The organism is Pseudonocardia sp. GCM10023141, assembly GCF_042653605.1.
This window is the reverse complement of the sequence record NZ_JBHSIR010000055.1, coordinates 87,258-102,646: the sequence shown is the minus strand read 5'-3', so window position 1 is coordinate 102,646 and position 15,389 is coordinate 87,258. Positions and strand designations below refer to the sequence as shown.

13 protein-coding genes are annotated in these 15,389 nt (G+C 74.5%); 8 read left to right on the top strand and 5 right to left on the bottom strand.

Annotation, left to right across the window (positions count from 1 at the left end; genetic code table 11):
- Positions 1-12: 12 nt before the first annotated feature.
- On the bottom strand, positions 13-1,479 hold the full coding sequence (locus tag ACFPFQ_RS29525) for a deoxyguanosinetriphosphate triphosphohydrolase family protein (protein WP_379625469.1): 1,467 nt from the start codon (positions 1,477-1,479) through the stop codon (positions 13-15).
- A gap of 82 nt (positions 1,480-1,561) precedes the next feature.
- Between ACFPFQ_RS29525 and ACFPFQ_RS29520 the strand changes: the two genes are divergently transcribed.
- Together ACFPFQ_RS29520 and ACFPFQ_RS29515 are read left to right on the top strand one after the other, a co-directional pair.
- On the top strand, positions 1,562-2,650 hold the full coding sequence (locus ACFPFQ_RS29520; protein ID WP_379624633.1) for a serine hydrolase domain-containing protein: 1,089 nt from the start codon (positions 1,562-1,564) through the stop codon (positions 2,648-2,650).
- Between the two features lie 16 nt (positions 2,651-2,666).
- Positions 2,667-3,827 (top strand): lycopene cyclase family protein, encoded by a 1,161-nt coding sequence (locus tag ACFPFQ_RS29515; protein ID WP_379624631.1) that lies wholly within the window; start codon positions 2,667-2,669, stop codon positions 3,825-3,827.
- A 200-nt stretch (positions 3,828-4,027) separates the two neighbouring features.
- Here ACFPFQ_RS29515 and ACFPFQ_RS29510 read toward each other — a convergent pair whose 3' ends face one another.
- Entirely contained in the window at positions 4,028-4,699 is a 672-nt protein-coding gene (locus ACFPFQ_RS29510) for a helix-turn-helix domain-containing protein (protein WP_379624629.1), read from the bottom strand.
- On the bottom strand, positions 4,696-6,372 hold the full coding sequence (locus tag ACFPFQ_RS29505) for a class I adenylate-forming enzyme family protein (RefSeq protein WP_379624627.1): 1,677 nt from the start codon (positions 6,370-6,372) through the stop codon (positions 4,696-4,698). The genes ACFPFQ_RS29510 and ACFPFQ_RS29505 overlap by 4 nt, the downstream gene beginning before the upstream one ends.
- Positions 6,373-6,487: 115 nt before the next feature.
- Between ACFPFQ_RS29505 and ACFPFQ_RS29500 the strand changes: the two genes are divergently transcribed.
- From ACFPFQ_RS29500 to ACFPFQ_RS29485, 4 genes are read left to right on the top strand one after another with little or no spacing between them, the layout of a single operon-like run.
- Complete coding sequence (locus ACFPFQ_RS29500) at positions 6,488-7,786, top strand: acyl-CoA dehydrogenase family protein (RefSeq protein ID WP_379624625.1); 1,299 nt, start codon at positions 6,488-6,490, stop codon at positions 7,784-7,786.
- A complete protein-coding gene (locus tag ACFPFQ_RS29495) occupies positions 7,786-8,559 on the top strand; it encodes an SDR family NAD(P)-dependent oxidoreductase (RefSeq protein ID WP_379624623.1) in 774 nt (257 codons plus the stop codon). The genes ACFPFQ_RS29500 and ACFPFQ_RS29495 overlap by 1 nt, the downstream gene beginning before the upstream one ends.
- Positions 8,556-9,605: a phosphotransferase family protein gene (locus tag ACFPFQ_RS29490; RefSeq protein WP_379624621.1), complete on the top strand. Its 1,050-nt coding sequence runs from the start codon at positions 8,556-8,558 to the stop codon at positions 9,603-9,605. Before ACFPFQ_RS29495 ends, ACFPFQ_RS29490 begins: the two co-directional genes overlap by 4 nt.
- Entirely contained in the window at positions 9,602-10,360 is a 759-nt protein-coding gene (locus tag ACFPFQ_RS29485; RefSeq protein ID WP_379624619.1) for an SDR family NAD(P)-dependent oxidoreductase, read from the top strand. Before ACFPFQ_RS29490 ends, ACFPFQ_RS29485 begins: the two co-directional genes overlap by 4 nt.
- A gap of 1 nt (position 10,361) precedes the next feature.
- Here ACFPFQ_RS29485 and ACFPFQ_RS29480 read toward each other — a convergent pair whose 3' ends face one another.
- Both ACFPFQ_RS29480 and ACFPFQ_RS29475 read right to left on the bottom strand, forming a co-directional pair.
- Entirely contained in the window at positions 10,362-10,820 is a 459-nt protein-coding gene (locus ACFPFQ_RS29480) for a nitroreductase family deazaflavin-dependent oxidoreductase (RefSeq protein WP_379624617.1), read from the bottom strand.
- Positions 10,821-10,971: 151 nt separating this feature from the next.
- Positions 10,972-13,674 carry a LuxR C-terminal-related transcriptional regulator gene (locus ACFPFQ_RS29475; protein WP_379624615.1) on the bottom strand — a complete coding sequence of 901 codons (2,703 nt, stop codon included), beginning with the start codon at positions 13,672-13,674 and terminating at the stop codon, positions 10,972-10,974.
- A gap of 159 nt (positions 13,675-13,833) precedes the next feature.
- On the opposite strand from ACFPFQ_RS29475, the gene ACFPFQ_RS29470 reads away from it, so the two are divergent.
- Together ACFPFQ_RS29470 and ACFPFQ_RS29465 are read left to right on the top strand one after the other, a co-directional pair.
- Complete coding sequence (locus ACFPFQ_RS29470) at positions 13,834-14,283, top strand: universal stress protein (RefSeq protein WP_379624613.1); 450 nt, start codon at positions 13,834-13,836, stop codon at positions 14,281-14,283.
- Positions 14,284-14,413: 130 nt separating this feature from the next.
- The gene (locus tag ACFPFQ_RS29465; RefSeq protein WP_379624611.1) at positions 14,414-15,364 is read left to right on the top strand and encodes an adenylate/guanylate cyclase domain-containing protein; all 951 of its coding nucleotides are present in this window, start codon (positions 14,414-14,416) and stop codon (positions 15,362-15,364) included.
- Positions 15,365-15,389 lie beyond the last annotated feature (25 nt).

The window sequence follows — 15,389 nt, the reverse complement described above, 5'->3', positions numbered from 1 at the left end:
CGATCTCACGGGCTACAGGACGGCGGCGTCGGTCCACAGGCGGCCGCTGCGGCCCGTCAGCACGTCGAGCAACGCGGCGGCCTGACCGTCGGTCAGCGAGGCGACGTAGTCGATCACGGCCCGGCCCCGGGCGAGCGCGTCGACGGTGGCGGGCGCGGCGAGCGGCGTGTACTCCGCGCGAGCCAGCTCGACGAGGTCGTGCAGCCGCGGCGGCAGGCGCGGGCCGTCCTCCTCACCCAACCAGGAGTGCAGCGCCTCGACGAGCCCCGCGAGCACCGTGGCCTGACCCCGCTGGTGCGACGCGAGGTCGGGTCGCAGCAGCACGAACCGCTGGTGCACGAACTTCAGCACCGCCACCTCGTGCCACTGCGCGACGCCGAGCGCCACGTGCGCCGAGCGCACCGGCGGGTCCGGGCTGACGATCACGCCCGCCACCAGCCGCGACGTCCAGCGGGCCGAGAACTCGGCGACGGCCCGCTCGGCGGCCATCGACCCGTCGAACGACGTGGCGAGCAGCCCCTCGACGAGGTCGGCGTGCACCCGGTCGACGGCGGCGGCGAACGCGTCGTCGTCGTAGGCCCAGCCGTCCTTGTCCGCCAGCCGGCGCCGCAGCCGTTCCAGGTCCGAGCCGGGACCGGCCGCGCCCGGCTCACGCCGCCACCCGGCCAGCTCCGCCGCGACGCCGGTCTGCTGCAGGACCCCGACGCGGTGGAAGTCCTCCAGGTCGTGGATGGCGTAGGCGATGTCGTCGGCGGTGTCCATCACCGCCGCCTCCACCGTCTGCTGCCACGGCCCGATCACGTCGGCGAACACCGCGCGGCTGTCGATCAGGTCGTCGAGCTCGGTGGAGTAGGCGGAGAACTTGGCCGACCCGGCGTCGCGGGCCGACGCCAACGGGCCGGCGCCGCGCGGCGGCAGCGCCGCGGCGCTCGGGTGCGGGTCGGGGAAGCCCAGCCGCGCCCACGGGTACTTCAGGATCGCCGCACGCACCGCGGCGGTGAGGTCGAGCCCGGTGCCGCCCGGGCCGTGCAGGTCGATCGTGGTGACGATGCGAAAGCTCTGCGCGTTGCCCTCGAACCCGTCGGGCAGCCCGAGCCGCTCGCGGGCCAGCCGGTCGAGCACCTGCTCGCCGAGGTGCCCGAACGGCGGGTGCCCCAGGTCGTGGGCGATCGCGGCCGCCTCGACGACGTCCGGGTCGCAGCCGCCGAGCTTCCCCAGCAACGGGCCGGCGTCGACGTCGGCGCCCAGCCGCTCCGCGATCGCGCGCGCCACCTGCGCCACCTGCAGGCTGTGGGTGAGGCGGTTGTGCACGAGCAGACCCGAGCCGGCCGGGCTCACCACCTGCGTGACACCCGCGAGCCTGGCGAAGAACGGCGAGGCGACGATCCGGTCCCGGTCCACGCGGAACGGGCTGCCCGCCAGCCCCGCACCCGACTCCGCCAGCGCGCTGCGACGCTGGCCCCGCCGCCCCTGATCGATCACACGAGCAGGCTAGGCCTGACCTTGGGCCGCCCGGTCACCCCTGCCTGCGGCCACCGTCTCGACCGGGTACAACCGGGGCATGGCTCCGGGATACGACCTGCAGGATCGCATCCAGAACGGGCTCGACGAGCTCGTGGCGGCCGGCTCCGAGGTCGGGGTGCAGGTGGCGGTCGTGCGCCGGGGCCGGTTGGTGGTCGACGCGGTCAGCGGCGCCGGCGCGACGTCGGACTCCCTGTTCTGGGCCGCCTCCACCGCCAAGTGCGTCGCCTCGTCGCTGGCCCACGTCCTGGTGGAGCGCGGCGTGCTGGCCTACGACCTGCGACTCGCCGACGTCTGGCCCGAGTTCGGGGTGCACGGCAAGCAACACGTGACGCTGCGCCACGTCCTGATGCACACCGCAGGCGTGCCCGGCCTGCCGCCCGACACCACGGCCGCCCAGCTCTGCGACGTCTCGCTGATGTGCGCCCAGCTCGCCGCCGCCACGCCGTGGTGGGAGCCCGGCACCGCGATCGGCTACCACGCGCAGACGTTCGGCTTCCTGCTCGGCGAGACGATCCGGCGCGTGACCGGCGCGACCCTCACCGAGGTCCTGCACGCCGAGCTCACCGGCCCGCTCGGGATCGCCGACGAGGTGCACTTCGGCGTGCCGGCCGCCCTGCTGGACCGGGTGGTGGCGCAGGTGCCTGCCGGGGCGCCCCCGGAGCCCGAGCCGGGCACTCCCCTGGCCCGCGCGTTGCCGCCCGGGGTGCGCCCCACGGCCGCGTTCGCGAACCGCCGCGACATCCTGACCAGCGACATCGCCTCGTTCGGCACGATGTCCGCGCGCGGAACGGCCCGGCTGCTGGCGGGCGAGCTCGGCCATGTCGACGGTGTGGACCTGGTGTCCCCCGACCGGCTCGCGGCGATGGCGGCGCCCGCGTTCAGCGGCCTGGACCAGGTGATGGGGTTCCCCACCACGTGGGCCTTCGGGTACGCGCCCGGCCGGTTCGGCGGCGTCGCGTCCCGGCCGGGGTCCGCCTTCGGGATGGTCGGCGCGAACGGTTCCGCCGCGTGGGCCGACATCGACTCGGGTGTGGCCATGGCCGTCATGCGCAGCCGATTCGTCCCCGGTGACCTGTCCGCGGTCCAGCTCGTCGACGAGGCGGTGGCGCGGGCCTACCCGGGTTGACGGCACACTGCTGCCGGTGGACGTGCTGGTGGTGGGCGGTGGCCCGGCCGGGCGCGCGCTCGCCGGTGCGTGCGCCGGCCGCGGGCTCGCCACGTCGCTCGTCGACCCGGCCCCGGACGCGCCGTGGCGGGCGACGTACGGCAGCTGGGCGACGGAGCTGCCCGCCACGCTCCCGGCCTCGGTGATCGCCGCCGTGGCCAGGGGCGCAGCGGTCGCGCTCACCGCGTGGGACCTCGACCGTGACTACGCGGTGCTCGACGTCGCGGCGCTGCGCCGCCACCTCGACGCGGGACTGGCCGACGTGGACGTCCGCGCGGGGCGGGTGGTCGGGCGCAGCGGTCCCGATTCCGTCCGCCTCGCCGACGGCGGCGAGATCCGGGCCCGGTTGCTCGTCGATGCCGGCGGCAGCAGGCGTCCCCTGCGGCCCGGCGGCACACCGGGCGTCGCGGCCCAGCAGAGCGCGTACGGGCTGGTCGTCGACGAGGTCGTGGCCGCGCCGCTGGTCGAGCCGGGGTCGGCGCTGTTCATGGACTGGCGTCCTGATCACGGCGAGCCCGGCCCCCCGACGTTCCTCTACGCCGTGCCGCTCGGTGGTGGCGCGGTGCTGCTCGAGGAGACGTCGCTGGCCCGGCGTCCCGCGCTGCCGATGCCGGTGCTGCGGCGCCGGCTGCTCGCGCGGCTGGCCGCGCACGGGATCACCCCGGCGCCGGACGCCCGCGCGGAACGCGTCCTGTTCCCCGTCGACCAGCCACGCCACCACACCCGCGGGGTACTGGGCTTCGGTGCGGCCGCGCCGCTGGTGCACCCGGCCACCGGGTTCAGCGTGGCCACGGCGCTGACCGCGGCACCGGCGGTCGCGGCGGCGCTGGCCGGGCCGGGCGACGCGCTGGCCGCCGCGCAGGCGGTGCTGTGGCCGGCGAGCGCGCAGGCGGTGCACCGGATCCGGCGCGTCGGGCTCGAGGCGCTGCTGCGGATGCCGCCCGAGCAGGTGCCGGCGTTCTTCGAGACGTTCCTCGGGCTGCCGGCGCGGCACCGCTGGGCCTACCTGGACGGGCGCACCGACCTCGCCGGCACCCTGGCGGCGATGGGTGCGCTGTTCGGCCGGGCCGACAACCGGCTGCGCCTGCGGCTGGTGGGCCCGGCGGTGCTGCCACCCGCTCCGCCCGCGGCGGGATAGCGCTGCGCCGCCGGTGACGGCGCCAACGAAGTGGCCTCGGCGCCAACGTCACGACATCGGCGCGGTGGCCAACGGGTTGGCGCGGTGCCACCCCGTCCGACCGCGCAGGGCCGCTCGGGATTGCAGGAAAGCCACTTTGCCGCAACGAGGTTGCAGGAAAGTGGCTTTCCTGCAATCCGGCTACCGGGGCGGACGGGGCCTCAGCGCCGCCGCTCCACCAGCACCCGGCGGGTCTCCTCCGACACCGGGGCCGCCAGCACCGCCGTCACCAGGTCGGTGAGGTAATGGGTGAAGAGGCGGTGGTCGGTGCTCGGCTCGTCCTTCGCGCGGCGGCTGAGCTCCACCAGCGCGAAGTGCATCGCCGCGAACCGCCGGTGCAGCGGTGGGCCCACCGACTCCGGCGGCAGCATCGGGGCCACGAGATCGAGCCAGCGCGGCACGCTGCCGCCGGGGTCGTCGTAGACGATCGCGGAGACGGGACTACCGGGCTTGATCATCCGGTTGGTGACGTTGAGCAGTTCCGCGGCGATCTGGAGGTAGCCGCGGCCGCCGTCGTCGTCGGTCAGCTTCGCGATCAGCGGCAGCACGAACGCCGACGCGAGCGCGCGCAGGTCGTCGCGGGCGGCCAGCTCGTACTGGTCGAGCAGGACGTTGCGCCGCGCTCCCACGTCGACGCCGTGCTTGAGCAGCAGCGCCCGCAGCAGCCCGGCCCGGTCGGTGAAGTGGTACTGCAGGGCGGTGGTGTTGCGCTGGCCCGCGGCCCGCGTCACCTCTCGCAGCGACACCCCGTTGACGCCGCGCTCCGCGAACAGCCGCTCGGCGGCCGTGATCAGCGCGGAGCGGGCGTCCTGCGCCACCGCTGCCGGGTTCACGTCGCCACCAGCTCGCCGCGCAGCTGCGCCTTGAGCACCTTGCCCGCCGCGTTGCGCGGCAGCTCCGCGTCGAGGAACCAGACGTGGGCGGGGATCTTGAACGCTCCGATCCGCCCGGTCAGGAACTCCCGCAGCTCCGCAGCGGTGAGCGTCTCCCCCCGCCGCAGCCGGACGGCGGCGCCGACCTCCTCGCCCAGCACCTCGTGCGGCACGCCCAGCACCGCGCACTCGGCGACGGCCGGATGCTCGTAGACCGCGGCCTCGATCTCGGCGCAGTAGATGTTCTCCCCGCCCCTGATCAGCACGTCCTTGGCCCGGTCGACGACGTGGATGAAGCCCTCGTCGTCGAGACGGGCCAGGTCACCGGTGTGCAGCCAGCCGTCGGTGATCGCTGCCGCCGTGGCGTCGGGCCGGTTCCAGTAGCCCTTCACCACGTTGGCGCCCCTGATCCACAGCTCGCCCACCTCCCCGACGGGCAGCGGCTCCCCGATGCCGTCGACGACCTGCACCTCGCAGATCGCCACCGGCTGCCCGACGCTGTCGGGGCGCGCCACGTAGTCCTCCCCGATGTTCGCCGAGGTCAACGACGAGGTCTCGGTGAGGCCGTACCCATTGGACATCCCCAGCCCGGGGATCACCGCCGCGCTGCGCCCGACCAGCACGGGCGGGGCCGGCGCGCCGCCGGTGCCCACCGCGGTGAGGCTGGAGACGTCGCGACGCGCGAGGTCGGGATGGGAGAACAGCTGCGCGGCCATGCTCGGCACGCAGGTCAGCTGGGTGACGCGCTCGCGCTCGATCAGCTCCAGCGCCACGGCCGGATCCCACTTGTACATCACCGCCAGCGCGTGCCCACCCTGGATCGCGCTCAGCAGCACCGAATGACAGCCCGTGACGTGGAAGAACGGCACCGTGACCAGCCGGACGCCCGGTCCGGTCGGCAGGTCGTCGAGCGACCCGCCTGCCCGCAGCACCGACCGGGCGGCGGCGAACATCAGGCTGACCGGGTTGGAGCAGATGTTGCGCTGCGACCCGAGCGCGCCCTTGGGCACGCCGGTGGTGCCGGAGGTGTAGAAGATCGTCGCGTCGTCCTCCGGCTCGATCGCGACCGACGGCAGCTCCGCCGCCGGCGGCACGTCGGCGAGGTCACGCACCCCGGCCGGCAGCGGCCCGTCCGGGCGGGCCACCAGCACGGCGACGTCGAGGCCCGGCAGCACGTCGCGCAGCCGGTCGAGCCGCTCGGCGTCGGCGATCAGCACCCTCGAGCCGCTGTCACGCAGGCCGAACTCCAGTTCCGCCGCCGCCCACCAGGCGTTGAGCGGCACCACCACCGCTCCGACACAGGCCGCAGCGAAGAACGCCACCGACCATTCCGGGTAGTTGCGCATCGCGATGGCGACGCGATCGCCCTTGCGGACGCCGTAGGTGTCGGCCAGCAGCCGGGCCAGTGCCGTGACGCGCTCGGCGTGCTCGCGGTAGGAGGTGCGTTCGCCGTGGTAGATCAGGAACGGCTGCTCCCCGAACGCGCGCGAGGCCTCCAGCATCGACCGCAGGCTGGGCGCGGCGTGCCGCCACGCCCGCAGCGCCACCCCGTCGATCTCGATGCCGACCGTCTCGAACGGCGCACCGGGCGCGGTGAGCACCGGTACGGGATCGGACTCATCGTTGTGCCCCATCGGCACATCCTGCGAGAAAGGCGATGGACGTGGCAAGCAACGCAGATGGTTGCCGCATTAAGGCACTCGACTTACGCTCTGAGCGCGCACCGCCGACGACGCCGAGGAGACGCACATGGCCTGGGACTTCGAGACCGACCCCGACTTCCAGCGCGAGCTCGACTGGATCGAGGAGTTCGTCCGCGACGAGATCGAACCGCTCGACTACGTGGTCCCCAACCCCTACGACATCGCCGAGCCGATCCGGGCGGAGCTGATCCCGCCGCTGCAGGCCGTCGTCAGGGAGCGCGGCCTGTGGGCCTGCCACCTGGGCCCCGAGCTGGGCGGCCAGGGTTACGGGCAGGTCAAGCTCGCGCTGATGAACGAGATCCTCGGGCGGGCCCGCTGCGCGTCGACGATCTTCGGTGCGCAGGCTCCCGACACCGGCAACAGCGAGATCCTCGCCCACTACGGCACGGACGAGCAGAAGAAGCGCTGGCTGGAGCCACTGCTGGCCAACGAGATCGTGTCGGCGTTCTCGATGACCGAGCCGCAGGGCGGGGCCGACCCGAAGGTCTTCACCACCCGCGCGGTGCGCGACGGCGACGAGTGGGTGATCAACGGGGAGAAGTGGTTCACCTCCAACGCGCGCAACGCCGCGTTCCTCATCGTGATGGTGGTGACCGACCCCGACAACCCGCCCTACCAGCAGCAGTCGATGCTCATCGTCCCCACCGACACCCCCGGCGTGGAGGTCATCCGCAACGTCGGGCTGGGCGGCGAGCCCGGCACCGAGGGCGCGCACGGCTACCTGCGCTACACCGACGTCCGGGTACCGGCCGAGGCGCTGCTCGGCCCACAGGGCGGCGCCTTCGTCGTGGCGCAGACGCGGCTGGGCGGGGGCCGGATCCACCACGCCATGCGCACGGTGGGGCTGGTCCGGCGCAGCCTGGACATGATGGCCGAGCGGGCGCTGTCACGCACCACGCAGGGCGAGCAGCTCGCCCGCAAGCAGATGGTGCAGGAGATGATCGCCGACTCGTGGCTGGACCTGGAGACCTTCCGGCTGCTGGTGCTGCGCACGGCGTGGCGCATCGACCGCTACCAGGACTACCGCAAGGTGCGCGGCGACATCTCCGCGGTCAAGGCCATGATGCCCCGCGTGCTGCGCGACGTCGCCTCGCGCGCGCTGCAGATCCACGGCTCCCTCGGGGCGAGCAACGAGATGCCGTTCACCCACTACGTCACCGAGTCGTTCCACATGGGGCTCGCCGACGGCCCCACCGAGGTGCACAAGGTGACGCTCGCCCGCGAGGTGCTCGGCGCCTACAAGCCGTCCGACGACCTGTTCCCGACGCTGCACCTGCCCAAGCTGCGCGACGCGGCCCGGCAGCGCTTCGCCGACGTCCTGACCCGCAACGGCCAGACCGTCTGATGGTCCGGCTCACCAGCCTGTCCCGCTCGGTCGCCGGCTCGGTCGTGATCGTCACCGGCGCGGCGAGCGGGATGGGCCGGGCCACGGCGCACCTGTTCGCCGACGAGGGCGCCCGCGTCGCGCTGCTCGACGTCAACGACCCCGAGGCCGTCGTCGGCGAGATCGTCGCGGCCGGTGGCGAGGCGGCCGGCTGGGTGCTCGATGTCGCGGACCCGGCCGCGGTCGAGCAGGTGGTCGCCGGGGTCGTGCAGCGGTTCGGCGGGATCGACATCCTCGTCAACAACGCGGGCCTGGTCGCGCCAGCCGGCATCGGCGACGACGGCTGGCAGGCGGCCTGGGACCGCACGCTGGCCGTCAACGTCACCGGTCAGGCGCTCATGGTGCGGGCCGCGCTGCCGCACCTGCGCCGTGCGGCCGCGCCGCGGATCGTCAACATCGCGAGCACCGAGGGTCTGGGCGCCACCGCGGGCGCCGGCGCCTACACCGCGTCCAAGCACGCCGTGGTCGGGCTGACCCGCAGCCTCGCCGTGGAGCTGGGACGCGAGGCCATCACCGTCAACTGCATCTGCCCCGGCCCGATCCGCACGGCGATGACCGCCGGCATCGGCGAGGATGACAAGGCGAAGTTCGCGCGACGGCGGGTGCCGCTGCGCCGCTACGCCGAACCGGAGGAGGTGGCGCAGATGACGCTCTCATTGAGCCTGCCCGCGGCGTCGTACTGCACCGGGGTGGTGCTGCAGGTCGACGGCGGGCTGCGGGTGCAGAACACGTGACCGAACCCCAGGGCGTCGATCTCACCGCCGTGGGCACCTGGATGGACGCCCGCGGCCTCCCGCCCGGCCCCTTCGACGAGGTGACGCCGCTGGCGGGCGGCACGCAGAACATCATGCTGCGTCTGCGCCGCGGTGGGCGCAGCTACGTGCTGCGCCGCCCGCCGCTGCACCTGCGCCGTCGCAGCAACGACGCCCTGCTGCGGGAGATGCGGGTGCTCACCGCGCTGGAGCCGACGCCGGTGCCGGCTCCGCGGGTGCTCGCCACCTGCCCCGACCCGGACGTGTCGGGTGGGGCGGTCTTCTACCTGATGGAGGACATCGACGGGTTCAACGCCACCGTCGCGCTACCGGCGCTGCACGCCGGGGACGCCGCCGTCCGGCACCGGATGGGACTCAACACGGCCGCCGCCGTCGCCGCGCTGGGAGCGGTCGATCACGTGGCGGTCGGGCTCGGCGACGTCGGCAATCCCGACGGGTTCCTCGACCGGCAGGTCCCCCGCTGGATGGGTGAGCTGGAGTCCTACGCGCAGCTGCCCGGCTATCCCGGTCCGGACCTGCCCGACGTCGCGGGCGTGGCGGCCTGGCTCGACGCGCACCGGCCCGCTGCACCCCGCCCCGGGCTCATGCACGGCGACTACCACCTGGCCAACGTCCTGTTCGCCCACGACGGCCCGCGGCTGGCGGCGATCGTCGACTGGGAGATGGTGACGGTCGGCGATCCGCTGCTCGACCTGGGCTGGCTGCTGGCGACCCACCCCGAACCCGCTGCGGCCGGGACGAGTGCGATCGCCGCCGCGGGCGGGCTGCCGACCCGGTCCGAGCACGTGGCCGAGTACGCGGCACACAGCGGGCGCGCGCTGTCGCAGCTCCACGATGTGATCGACTTCTACGAGGTGCTCGCCTGCTTCAAGCTGGGCATCGTGCTGGAGGGCACGCACGCGCGGGCCTGCGCCGGGAAGGCACCGAAGGACATCGGCGACCGGCTGCACACCACCGCGTTCGGGCTGTTCGACCGTGCCGGCGCCCTGATCCGGGAGGCCCCGTGACCGACCCCCTGTTCGACCTCACCGGCAAGGTGGCCGTGGTCACCGGTGGCAGCCGCGGCCTGGGCCGGGTGATGGTCGAGGCGTTCGCCGCGCGCGGTGCCGACGTCGTCGTCGCCAGCCGCAAGATCGAGCCCTGCGAGCAGGCCGTGGCGGAGATCGCGCAGCGCCACGGGCGGCGCGGCCTCGCCGTGGCCTGCAACGTGAGTCACTGGGAGCAGTGCGACGCGCTGGTCGACGCCGCCTACGACGCGTTCGGCCACGTCGACGTCCTGGTCAACAACGCCGGGTTGTCGCCGCTGTACCCGAGCCTCGACCAGGTCACCGAGGCGCTGTGGGACAAGGTGATCGGCGTGAACCTGAAGGGCCCGTTCCGGCTCGCCTCGCTGGTGGGCACGCGGATGGCGGCGGGTGCGGGCGGCTCGATCATCAACGTGTCGTCGATCGCCGCGATCCGCCCCACCCCCGCCGAGCTGCCCTACGCGGCCGCCAAGGCGGGCCTCAACACGCTCACCGAGGGCCTGGCCCGTGCCTTCGGCCCGTCGGTGCGGGTCAACGCGATCCAGGCCGGCCCGTTCCTCACCGACATCTCGCATGCCTGGGACCTCGACGCGTTCACCGCGCGCGCCAAGGAGACGATCGCGCTGGGCCGCGGTGGCGAGCCCGACGAGGTGGTGGGCGCGGCGCTGTACTTCGCGAGCGCCGCGTCCTCGTACTGCACCGGAGCGGTACTGCGCCTCGACGGCGGGGTCCGCTAGCTCAGGAGAGCGGCGCGGCCTCCGGCGTGAGCAGCACGATCGGGATCGTGCGGTCGGTCTTGCCCGCGTACTCGTCGTAGAGCGGGAAGATCTGCGCCATCCGGGGCCAGAGGACCTCGCGCTCGGCCGCGGACGCCACCCGGGCGCGCGCGGTGAACCGCTCGGTGCCGGCCTGCACCCCGACGCTCGGGTCCGCCACGAGGTTCGTGAACCACGCGGGGTCCTCGTCGGCTCCGCCCTTGGAGGCGACGACGACATACGCGTCGCCCGAGCGGCCGTAGATCAGGCAGGTGCGGCGCGCCACGCCGCTGCGGCGCCCGGTCGTGGCGAGCACGAGCGTGTGCACCCCGTTGTTCTCGTGTCCCTCGGTGCCACCCGAGGCCAGATAGGTGCGGGTGTGGTCGGCGACCCAGTCCCACTTCGAGTCGGTGGCACGGTCCAGGTCTGCTGCGACGGCCATGTCGGCGGTCCCTTCCAGGGTGTCTTTCGGGGGTATGACGTGGTGGTGCGGCCCGGTGGCCGCTCCGCTGCTGCGGGAACTCCGCTGCTGCGGGAACGGAGCCGGCGGGGCGTTCTCGACATCCACGGTCTGCGGCCGCGGCGTGTCCTCCTCAACCCGGCCCGCGACGGTCGTGGGCGGCGGCCAGCGTCGCCAGCTCCGTGCGGTTGGCGACCCCGAGCTTCGCGAAGACGTGCGACAGGTGCGTCTTCACCGTGCCCCGGCCCATCAGCAGCTTGGTGCCGATCTCCGGGTTGGTGAGCCCCTCGACGGCCAGCCGGACCACCTCCCGCTCGGTGGGGGTGAGGCTGGCCCACCCGCTGCTCGCGCGGCCACGTCGCCCCCGCGTGCGCCGCACGAACGCCACCGCGTCGTCGAGCGAGAGCGCGGTGCCCTCCGTCCACGCCAGGTCGAAGACGTCCGGTTCGAGCGCCGCCCGCAGCCGCTCGACGAGTGCCGCGTGCGCGGGGACGTCGACGGGCGGGCGCGGATACCCCAGCTCCGCGCGGGCCCGGTCGCTCGCGGCGACGATACGGGTGGCCTCGGCGGCCCGGTCGCCGAGCGCGGCCAGTCCGGCCAGCGCGTCGAGGCCGTCGGGAAAGGACGTGCGCAGGCCGTGCTCGACGCGGATCGCCAGCGCCTCGTGGTGCAGGCCCGCTGCCCGGTCCGGGTCCGCGGCGGCGTGCAGATGACCCTGCTGCTCGCGAGCGGCGGCGCCGACCCCTGGCATGTCGAGCAGCGCGGCGAGCGCGACGGCCCGTTCGAGCACGGCGGCCGCGGCGTCCGCCCGCCCGGCGAGGCGCAGCGCCGTCCCGAGCACCGGCAGGGCCAGCGCCGTCGGGTACGTGTCGGCCATCGGCCCCGACGCCGGTGCGGCCCGTTCGAGCCGGCCGACCGCGCGCTCGACGTCGCCGCGGCGCAGCCACAGCTCGCCCAGCACGAAGGCCGTGCCGGGCACCTCGACGCCCGTCGCGTCCATCACGGCGAGGATCGGCTGCATGCGGCGCAGCCCGCCCTCGACGTCGCCTGCCATGCCCTGCAACCGGGCGACGTTCGCGGTGGTGGTGCCGACGCGATGGAAGTCGGCCAGCGGTGCCGCGATCTGCGCCGCGCGCTCCGCCAGCTGCCGGGCGGTGCCGAGGTCCCCCGTGAGCATCGCCGCACCGGACTGCAGCGCCACGACGGTGGCCCCGATGCCGCGGTCCCCGCGCCGGACCAGGCTCGCCGCCGCAGTGGCCAGCACCGGACGCGCCTCGTCGTGCCGATCGCGCAGGTGCAGGATCAGGCCCCGCAGGGCGAGCGCGCCGTCGCGCCCGACCGGGTCGCCTGCCGACTCGGCGATGCGCAGCGCCTCCTCGCTGCGCGCCCAGCCCGCCGCGGCGTCGACGAAGAACAGCGCGACGCCGGTGAGCGCCAGCAGCCGCCCGCGCAGCCGGTCGTCACCGATCTCGGTGGCGATCTCGTAGCCGGCCATGGCCGGATCGAGGTCGAGCGGGGTGGCGGTGTCGGCGATCCCGGCCAGTCCGGCCAGCAGCCGGGCCTGCAGCGCCGTGCGGTCCTGCGGTGCCCGCCGCAGCGCCTGCTGCAGGAACTCGACCCCGTCGCGGGACCGGCCGCGGGTGTTCCAGAGCCAGGCCACCGCGGCGGCCAGCTCCCGTCCCGGCCCGGGATCGGCGGCAGTCAGTCCCCATTCCAGCGCGGCCGCCACGTTGTCGCGCTCCGGTGTGAGCAGCGCGAGCCAGGCGTCGCGGTCGCGGTCGAACTCCGGCTCGGCTGCGGTGGCGACGGCCAGCAGGTGGGCCAGGTGCCGATCCCGGACGGCCGCGGTGTCACCCGTGGCCGCGAGTCGGGCCGCGGCGTACTCCCGCACCGTCTCCAGCATCCGGTAGCGCACCTGCAGGCCGCCGACCTCGGCCACCACCAGCGACGTGTCCACGAGCCGGGAGACGGGGCCGAGCACGTCGGCCTTGGCGCCGACGGCCCGCGCCATCGCCAGCGTGAAGCCCCCGCGGCAGACCGCGAGCGCGCGGAACATCTCCTGCTCGGCGGGGCCGAGCAGATCATGGCTCCAGTCGATCGACGCGGCCAGCGTCTGCTGGCGGGCGGCGACCCCGCGCGGGCCGCGCACCAGCAGGGCGAACCGGTCGACCAGGCCCTCCTCGATCTGGGCCGGGGTGAGCGTGCGCAGCCACGCCGCCGCCAGCTCGATCGCGAGCGGGATGCCGTCCAGGCGGGCGCACAGGCTCCGCACGGCGGTGTCGGTGTCGGTGTCGGTGTCGGCTACGCCCGGGCGCAACCCCCGAGACCGGTCCGCGAACAGCGCCTCGGCATCGGTGGGGTCCAGCACGGGCACCGGCCACACGACCTCGCCCGGCACGGCCAGCGGCTCCCGGCTGGTGACCAGCACCGTGACGTCGGGACAGGCCAGCAGCGCCGCGGCGACCTCCGCGGCCCCGTCGAGCACCTGCTCGCAGTTGTCGAGGCACACCAGCAGCCGCTCGCGGCCCAGCGCCGCCGTGAGCGAGCGCGCCGGTCCGAGCACCGGCTCCACCGCGACACCGAGCGCGGCCGCGACGAGCGCCGCGACGTGCGCGCTGTCGGTGACGGAGGCCAGCTCGACCCAGCACGCACCGTCGGGCCAGTGCCCGGTGAGGTCGGCGACCACCCGCGCGGCGAGCCGGGTCTTGCCGCCACCGCCGACGCCCGTGAGGGTGACCAGCCGCTCCGTACCCAGCAGCTCCGTGACCGCGGCCCGCTCGGCCACCCGGCCGATGAAGCGGGTGGCGGGGGCCGGCAGGGCGGTGGCGCGGGTCATAGGGCGGCCATTCTGCCAGCTCCCTCGGTGGCAGGAGGGCGTCCCTCCTGACGTGCGGGGGCGCCGGCATCGTCCCCGATCGAGTGATCACCCCAGGTCCGCCACCTGCGGCTACTGGCGGTAACCTCGCTGCACGTTCCCCATACGCCGGAGGCTCCCATGCCCGCCTACCGCACGATCGTCGTCGGCACCGACGGCTCCGCCACCTCGCTCGCCGCCGTCGACCGCGCCGCGGCCGTCGCCGGGGACAGCGGCGCCGAGCTGCTCATCGTCTGCGCCTACACCCCGGCCACCCGCGAGGAGACCGCCGGCGCCGAGGACGCGCTCAAGGACGAGGCCTACCTCGTCCGCGGCTGGACTCCCGCGGAGGAGACGCTGCGCACCGCCGAGGACCGCGCCGTCGCCGCCGGGGCGGCGAAGGTCCGCACGCTGGCCGCCGACGGCGCGCCGGTCGACGTGCTGCGCAAGGCCGTCGCCGACTCCGACGCCGACCTGCTGGTCGTCGGCAACAAGGGTCTCAACACCCTCAGCGGACGGCTGCTGGGCTCGGTCCCGTCGGACGTGGCCCGCCGGTCGGGCGTCGATGTCCTGATCGTCCACACCACCTGAGGAACCCGTCATCGCCCGCGCCACCGGCGCCCGTCCCGGCTGGCTGGCCCGCCTCGGCGGGCTGGTCGACAACGCCACGGTCCGTTACGTCGCCGGCGACGGGCCGCTGGAGGAGGCGCTCGAGGAGGTCGTGCTCGGCGGGCCGCGGCGCTACACCCGGCTGCAGCTCAACGAGGCGGCCGGGCTCGAACCCGCTGCGTCGCAGGGCCTGTGGCGCGCGCTGGGCTTCGCCGACGTGCCCGACGACGCCGTGCTGTTCACCGACGGTGACCTGGCGGCGCTGCGGCTGATGACGAAGCTGACCGACGCGGGCGTGCTCGATCCGAGCGTCCGGGAGGCGGTGACGCGGGCGGTGGCGCAGTCGATGTCCCGGCTGACGGAGTGGCAGGTCGGGATGCTGCGCAGCGTCATCGAGACCGAGAGCGACACCAAGGGTGGCCCGGCCGTCACGCCACAGCAGTCGTTGCAGATCGCCGCCGCGCTGGTGCCGACGCTCGAGGAGCTGCAGACCTACGTCTGGCGCCGCCACCTGGCCGCCACGATCAACCGCATGCTCGTCACGTCCGGCGACATCAGCACGGGCGACGACGGCACCACGCCACTGGCCGTCGGGTTCGCCGACATGGTCGGGTTCACCCGCACCACCCGGCGGCGCTCCACCGACGAGCTGGCCGACCTGATCGAGGGCTTCGGCTCCAGCACGAGCCAGGTGATCGCCGGCGGCGGCGGTCGCATCGTCAAGACCGTCGGCGACGAGGTCCTCTTCGTCGCCGACGGCATCGTCGCCGCCGCCGACATCGCGCTGGACCTGCAGGAACGCGTGCGCAGCGAGTCCTCGCTGCCCGACCTGCGGATCGGGCTCGCCGCCGGGCCCGTGCTCGTGCGCTACGGCGACGTCTACGGGGAGGTCGTCAACATCGCGGCCCGGCTGACGTCGCACGCGCGTCCCGACACCGTCCTGGTCGATCGCACCGTCGCCGATGCGCTCGACGGCAACCGCCGGTTCGCGTTGCGCGCAGTGCGCACGCTGTCGGTGCGCGGCTATCGCCACCTGCACCCCTGGTTGCTGGAGCGGCCCTGACGGCGCGCCAGCGGGAGTACTGGCT